The sequence below is a fragment of the Actinoplanes palleronii genome, from assembly GCF_016862315.1.
GTDB lineage: Bacteria > Actinomycetota > Actinomycetes > Mycobacteriales > Micromonosporaceae > Actinoplanes > Actinoplanes palleronii.
In genome coordinates this window covers 1-6,630 of the sequence record NZ_BOMS01000034.1, presented here as the reverse complement: position 1 = coordinate 6,630, position 6,630 = coordinate 1, and the positions used below count along the sequence as shown (strand labels likewise).

4 protein-coding genes are annotated in these 6,630 nt (G+C 72.2%); 1 reads left to right on the top strand and 3 read right to left on the bottom strand.

All coding sequences use genetic code 11. The features are described 5' to 3' along the window. Positions 1–104 precede the first annotated feature (104 nt). Genes cobA through cobC form a run of 3 tightly spaced genes read right to left on the bottom strand, consistent with a single transcriptional unit; the run spans position 105 to position 3,434 of the window. Positions 105–1,313, bottom strand: a complete 1,209-nt coding sequence (cobA, locus tag Apa02nite_RS12730; RefSeq protein WP_203825222.1) for a uroporphyrinogen-III C-methyltransferase — start codon at positions 1,311–1,313, stop codon at positions 105–107. Beyond that, positions 1,310–2,362, bottom strand: a complete 1,053-nt coding sequence (gene cobT, locus Apa02nite_RS12725) for a nicotinate-nucleotide--dimethylbenzimidazole phosphoribosyltransferase (RefSeq protein WP_203825221.1) — start codon at positions 2,360–2,362, stop codon at positions 1,310–1,312. The genes cobA and cobT overlap by 4 nt, the downstream gene beginning before the upstream one ends. Before the next feature lie 13 nt (positions 2,363–2,375). Continuing rightward, the gene (cobC, locus tag Apa02nite_RS12720) at positions 2,376–3,434 is read right to left on the bottom strand and encodes an Rv2231c family histidinol phosphate aminotransferase CobC (RefSeq protein WP_239164279.1); all 1,059 of its coding nucleotides are present in this window, start codon (positions 3,432–3,434) and stop codon (positions 2,376–2,378) included. A 76-nt stretch (positions 3,435–3,510) separates the two neighbouring features. On the opposite strand from cobC, the gene Apa02nite_RS12715 reads away from it, so the two are divergent. Further along, entirely contained in the window at positions 3,511–5,655 is a 2,145-nt protein-coding gene (locus Apa02nite_RS12715; protein WP_203825219.1) for a transglycosylase domain-containing protein, read from the top strand. Positions 5,656–6,630 lie beyond the last annotated feature (975 nt).

The window sequence follows — 6,630 nt, the reverse complement described above, 5'->3', positions numbered from 1 at the left end:
TCAGGGGTGTCTCCGCGTCGCGGAGACACCCCTGAGGACCAGCCGGCTCCTGGCGCGGACCGCCTGCCGCCGGCCGGCAGCCACCTGCCGTGCTCGCTCCGCGGTCAGCCGGCAGCCGGGATGAAGTCGGCGGTGACCGCGACGACGTCGCCGATCACCACGACGGCCGGCGGGCGGATCCCGGCCGCGGCGACGTCCGCGGCGACCTCGGCGAGCGTGCTGCGCAGCGAGCGCTGGTGCGCGGTCGAGCCCTCCTGGATCACCGCGACCGGCGTCGACGCGCTGCGGCCCTCGGCGATCAGTCGCTCGGCGATCTTCGGGAGGTTCTTCAGGCCCATCAGCACCACCAGGGTGCCGCGCAGCCGGGCCAGCGCCGCCCAGTCGACCAGCGAGTCCTGGTGTTCCGGCGGGATGTGCCCGGAGACCACGGTGAACTCGTGTGCCACCCCGCGATGGGTGACCGGGATGCCGGCCAGCGCGGGTGCCGCGATCGAGCTGGTCACCCCGGGTGCCACGATCACCGGGACCCCCGCCGCCACGCAGGCCAGGGCCTCCTCGCCGCCCCGGCCGAAGACGAAGTTGTCGCCACCCTTGAGCCGGACCACGAACTTGCCCTGCAGCGCCCGGTCCACCAGGATCCGGTTGATCTCCTCCTGGGCGGCCGACGGCCCGTACGGGATCTTCGCGGCGTCGATCAGCTCGACCTCCGGCCGCAGTTCACCGAGCAGCATGCCGGGGACCAGCCGGTCGGCGACCACCACGTCCGCGGCGGCCAGCAGGCGACGCCCCTTCACCGTGATCAGCTCCGGGTCACCCGGGCCGGCGCCGACCAGCGCGACGCCCTTGAACTCCGGGGACGCCGGGGGCGTGGCCTCCAGCGCGTGCGCCACCAGGTCACGGACCGCCATCGCGCGCCGGCGGTCACCACCGTCGGTCACCGCGACCGTCACCTGCCCGTGCCGGGTCACCGCCGGTGTCCAGGCGGTCGCCGCGTCCCGGTCGTCAGCGCGTACGCAAAAAATGCCTTTTTCCTCGGCTGCCACGCTGACCTGGGCCGCCGCCTCCGGATCGTCGATCGCGACGTGCACCAGCCAGGCGCCCGCCACGTCGCCCGGCGCGAAGCGGCGCGGCGTCCAGGTCGCCCGGCCCGCGTCGATGTGCGCCTGCAGGGCCGGCGTCAGCACGGGCGAAACGATCTCCACCCGGGCGCCGGCCGCGATCAGCGCGGGCACCCGCCGGGTGGCCACCGAGCCACCGCCGACCACCAGCACGCGGCGTCCGTCCAGGCGCAGGGCCAGGGGGTAGAGGCTCATTTCTCCGAGACTCCCGCCGAGTCGAACGTGGCGACCTCGTGCAGCACCCGGACCGCGGACGCGACGATCGGCAGCGCGAGTACCGCGCCGCTGCCCTCGCCGAGACGCATCCCGAGGTCGAGCAGCGGCTCCAGACCCAGGTGGGCGAGCGCGACGGTGGCGCCCGGCTCGGCCGAGCGGTGCCCGGCGACCATCGCGGCGACCGCGTCCGGCGCGAACGCGGCGGCGGCCAGCGCGGCCGAGGCGGCGATCACGCCGTCCACGATCACCGGGACCCGGTGGGCGGCCGCGCCCAGGATGAACCCGGCCAGCGCGGCGTGCTCCAGGCCACCGACGGCGGCCAGCACGCCGATCGGGTCGGCCGCGGCCGGGGTGTGCCGGGCCAGCGCCGCCGCGATCACCTCGGTCTTGTGCGCCAGCATGGCGTCGTCGATGCCGGTGCCCCGGCCGGTCACGGCGGCCGGCTCGGCGCCGGTGAAGACCGCGGTCAGCGCCGCCGCGGGTGTCGTGTTGGCGATCCCCATGTCGCCGGTGAGCAGGCATTTCGCGCCGGCCGCGACGAGCTGGCCGGCGACCGCGATGCCCAGCTCGACGGCGGCCAGGGCCTCCTCGCGGGTCAGCGCCGGTTCGACGGTCATGTCCCGGGTGCCCCGGCGGATGTTCGCGTCCAGCAGGTTCGGGCCGCCGTGCAGCGGGATCGCCACCCCGGCGTCGATCACCATCACGTCCACGCCGGCCTGCCGGGCGAACGCGTTGACCACGGCGCCGCCGGCCACGAAGTTCGCCACCATCTGCGCGGTGACCTCCTGCGGCCACGGGCTGACGCCCTGCGCGTGCACGCCGTGGTCACCGGCGAAGACCGCGACGGTGGCCGGGGCGGGCAGCGGCGGCGGGCAGACCCCGGCCAGGCCGGCCAGGCGGATCGACAGCTCCTCCAGGGCGCCCAGCGAACCGGCCGGCTTGGTCAACCGGCTTTGCAGCTCGCGGGCGGCGGCCATGGCCGGCTCGTCGGCCGGGCGGATGGCCGCCAGGGTGGTCTCCAGGGTCACGGTCGCTCCTCGATCACTTCTCGCTTCGTTCCGCGAGGATGTCTCGCAGAGTCTGCACGAATCGGTCCGTGGTGGCAGTGTCGCGCACCGCAATCCGGAGCCAGTCGGTGCCCAGTCCCGGGAAGGTGTCCCCGCGGCGCACCGCGTAGCCACGTTCGCGCAGCTCGGCACGGACCCGATCGGCGCCGGGAATGCGTACCGAAACAAAAGCGGACATCGGGACGCCGGCAACCGTGACGCTCGGCACGTGCCGCAACCGTTCCACCAGGTGGTCGCGCTCGGCCGTGAGCGCGGCCGCGATCTCACGTTCCGCGGCGATCGCGATCGGCGACGCGCACGCGACCGCCGCCGCGAGCGCCGGCGTCGAGACCGCCCAGAGCGGCTGCGCCGCGACGAGCCGGGACAGCACCTCGACCGGCCCGAGCGCATAACCGATCCGCAGGCCGGCCAGCCCCCAGGTCTTGGTCAGGCTGCGCAGCACCACCAGACCGGGCAGATCGCCACGATCGGCGAGAGATTCCGGTTCGCCGGGACACCCTTTCCGGTACGTGGTGTCGGCGAACGCCTCGTCGACCACCAGCACCCGGCCGGGCCGGGCCAGCGCCGCCAGGTCACCCGCCGGGTGCAGCACCGAGGTGGGATTGGTGGGATTGCCGACGAAGACCAGGTCGGCGTCGTCGGGCACCAGCGCTGGGTCGAGCCGGAACCCGTCCTCCTCGCGCAGCAGCACCCGCTCCACGCGATGCCCGGCGTTGCGCAGCGCCGCCTCCGGCTCGGTGAACTGCGGATGCACCACCACCGCCCGCCGCGCCCCGCGCAAAGCCTGCGCGAGCAGCACGAACGCCTGCGCGGCGCCCGCGGTGAGCAGCACCTCGGCCGGATCCCGGCGGTGGCGCGCGGCGACCGCGGCGGTCGCCTCGGTGGCGTCCGGATAGGCGGCCAGGTCGCTGAGTGAGGCCAGGATCGGCTCGGCCAGCCAGCCCGGCATCGGCTGGTGGCGGACGTTGACCGCAAGATCGATCAGGCCCGCCCCGACCTCGGCATCGCCGTGATGATCAAGATCGAACGTCATGGGGCCCAGCATGCCGCACGTCCGTTCTCTTGCTGATTCGTGGGGACTGTGGGGTGTTTTGTCATACCTTCGAAGGGTGACTGACCGACGCCCCACCGTAGCCGGAAGAGTCGCCCTGCTGATCCGAGCCGGGCTCATCGCGGGCCTGGTCATCGCCGGCCTCTCCTACCCGTTGACCGCCCTGGCCGGAATGGGGGTCAAAGCCGGCACCGACGCGCTCGAGAACCTGCCGGAACAGCTCACCGAGGTGCCCTCGGCGCAGACCACCTACGTGTACGCCAAGGACGGCAAGACCCTGCTGACCACGTTCTACGAGGAGTACCGGCGGCAGGTCGCGCTCAAGGGCATGTCGCCGTACATCACCCAGGCCATCGTGGCGTCCGAGGACACCCGCTTCTACGAGCACCACGGCGTCGACGCCAAGGGTGTGGCCCGCGCCTTCGTCGCCAACCAGCAGGCCGGCGGCGTCTCCCAGGGCGCCTCCACGCTGACCATGCAGTACGTCCGGATGGCCCTGCGGGACAGCGCGTCGACGCCGAAGGAGGCCCTCGAGGCGACCGAGCAGACCGCCAGCCGGAAACTGCGCGAGATGCGGCTGGCCATCGAGGTCGAGCAGCGGCTCAGCAAGCAGCAGATCCTGCAGCGCTACCTGAACGCCGCCTACTTCGGCCACCGGGCGTACGGGATCTACGCGGCCTCCGAGGTGTTCTTCTCGAAGGCGCCGAAGAACCTCACCCTGAACGAGGCGGCGCTGCTGGCCGGGCTGGTCAAGGCGCCGTCCGCGTACGACCCGGCGACCAAGGACCAGGCGGCCGCGCAGACCCGGCGCAACTACGTGATCGACCAGATGCTGAAGATGGGGTCGATCACCGCGGCGCAGGCGGCGAGCGCGAAGAAAGCCAAGATCAAACTGAAGCTGAGCACTCCCCCGAACGACTGTGTCTCGGTCAACTCCGAGCACAACGACTGGGGCTTCTTCTGCGACTACTTCAAGAACTGGTGGCGGGAACAGCCCGCGTTCGGCAAGAACACGCTGGACCGTGAGGAGAACCTGCGCCGCGGCGGATACCGGGTGGTCACCTCGATCGACCCGAAGATCCAGGCGTCCGCCATGAAGCACGTGCTCGCCAAGGAGAAGCGCAACAGCCCGTTCGCGCACGGCCAGGTGGTGGTCCAGCCGGGCAGCGGGCGGATCGTCAGCATGGCGGTGAACCGGCGCTACTCGCTGCAGCAGGACGACAACGGCCGGCACAGCGACTCGGCACAGAGCGACGACGTGCGCGGCAACTACCCGAACACGGTGAACCCGCTGCTCGGCGGCGGTGACATGGCCGGGTACCAGGCCGGGTCGACCTTCAAGATCTTCACGATGCTGGCCGCGCTGGAGGCCGGGATGCCGCTCTCCACGTCGTACTACTCCCCGCCCCGGTTCGTGTCGAAATACATCACCGCGCCCGGGCCGGCCACCTGCGGCGACAACTGGTGCCCGAAGAACTCCAGCCCGTCGATGACCGGCAACCAGACCATGTGGAGCGGGTTCGGCAAGTCGGTGAACACGTACTTCGTCCAGCTCGAGCAGCGGGTCGGCGCGGAGAAGGCGGTGGCGATGGCCGAGAAGCTCGGGCTGAAGTGGCGTACCGAGGTGGACAAGAACCTGGCCACGCCGGACCACGCCTCCGGCTGGGGCGCCTTCACCCTCGGGGTCAGCGACGCCACCCCGGTCGAGATCGCCAACGCGTTCGCCACGGTCGCCGCGGAGGGCCGCTACTGCGAGCCGCTCCCGGTCATGGCGATCCGCGATCCGGACGGCAAGGACGTCTCGTACCAGGGCAAACTCGTCGCCGCCCCGCGCTGCAAGCGGGTGATCAGCGAAAACGTGGCCCGCGCGGCGACCGATGCGGCGAGCTGCGTGACCGGGTACGGCGCCCAGCGTGGCAGCTGCGGCGGCTGGGGCACCTCGGAGATGGTGTACGCGACCATCGGCCGGCCGATCGCCGGCAAGAGCGGCACGACCGACAACAACAAGACCGCGTGGTTCAGCGGCTTCACCCCGCAGCTGGCCGCCTCGGCATTCGTGGCCGACCCGGACAACCCGGAGCACTACGTGGGGACGGGCCGGTCGACAATCTCGAAGTACACGGTGGCGGAGACCCTCCGAGACGCCCTGAAGGGCCAGCCGAAGCTCAAGTTCACCCCACCGTCGGACAAGCTGGTCTATTGACCCACGCGCCCCGGGCCGCCGCGGAGCCTAGCGGCGGCCAGGGCGCGCCAGGTGATCCCCACAGCTCACATGCCCCGCGACGTCCACTCCCCGCGACGTCCGACTATCCCGCAATGTCACTGGGGCTGCCGCAATGTCCCGCTCGCCCGCAACGTCACATCGGCTTCCGCGACGTCCCGCTCTCCCGCAACGTCCCGCGGCCCCCGCAACGTCCCGCGGCTCCCGCGACGTCCCGCGACGTCCCGCGGCTCCCGCGACGTCCCGCGGCTCCCGCGACGTCCCGCTCTCCGCAGCGGCGGCGACGCGCCTCGCTCGCCCAGCTGGCTCTTACGGCCGTCTCGCGCCCCGCTTAACGGCCACCAGAGCCAGCTCGAGAACCCGAGCCGAGCGCGCGACAGCGGCTACAGACTCGGACAACCACAGCCCCCAAGAAGGCCGCCACCTCGCCCCAACAAGCCAGGCGAGTCCCACCGGCTCCAGCAGCGACATCAAAGCCGCTCCGGCAGCTGCCCGCACCAACCCCCGACAGTCAGCCAGCAACCCTGGCGAGCACTCATCGTGCTCTCGAATCCGCGATAACCACCGCCAGCGCTCGCCGAATCGGACCAACGAGCACTGGCGGGTGGTATCACGGCCTTTCAGCAACTACCGGCGCTCGCTGAGCCGTCCAGGCGAGCGCTCGCCGCGGTTCCCAACGCCGGGGACCAGGTGACGGCCAGCAGCAGCGAGCCCAGGCAGCGCAGGCAGCGCAGGCAGCGCAGGCAGCGCAGGCAGCGCAGGGTCAGCAGGCAGGGTCGGCCACGCCGGGCCCTGGATCAGACATGCCGCCTGGACAAATCTGGCGGACTAGATGAGCTGGGCCGCAATGGCAGAAAAGGCCAAGCCGAGCCGAGCCGAAGCCGGCCCGGGGCGGCCCGGGGCGGCCCGGGGCGGGGCGGGGCGGGGCGGGGCGGGTTAGGCGGGGCGGGGCGAGTC

Bases quoted from the DNA above. Each gene is read 5' to 3' on its own strand.
- cobA (WP_203825222.1), bottom strand. From the start codon at position 1,313: ATGAGCCTCTACCCCCTGGCCCTGCGCCTGGACGGACGCCGCGTGCTG.
- cobC (WP_239164279.1), bottom strand. From the start codon at position 3,434: ATGACGTTCGATCTTGATCATCACGGCGATGCCGAGGTCGGGGCGGGC.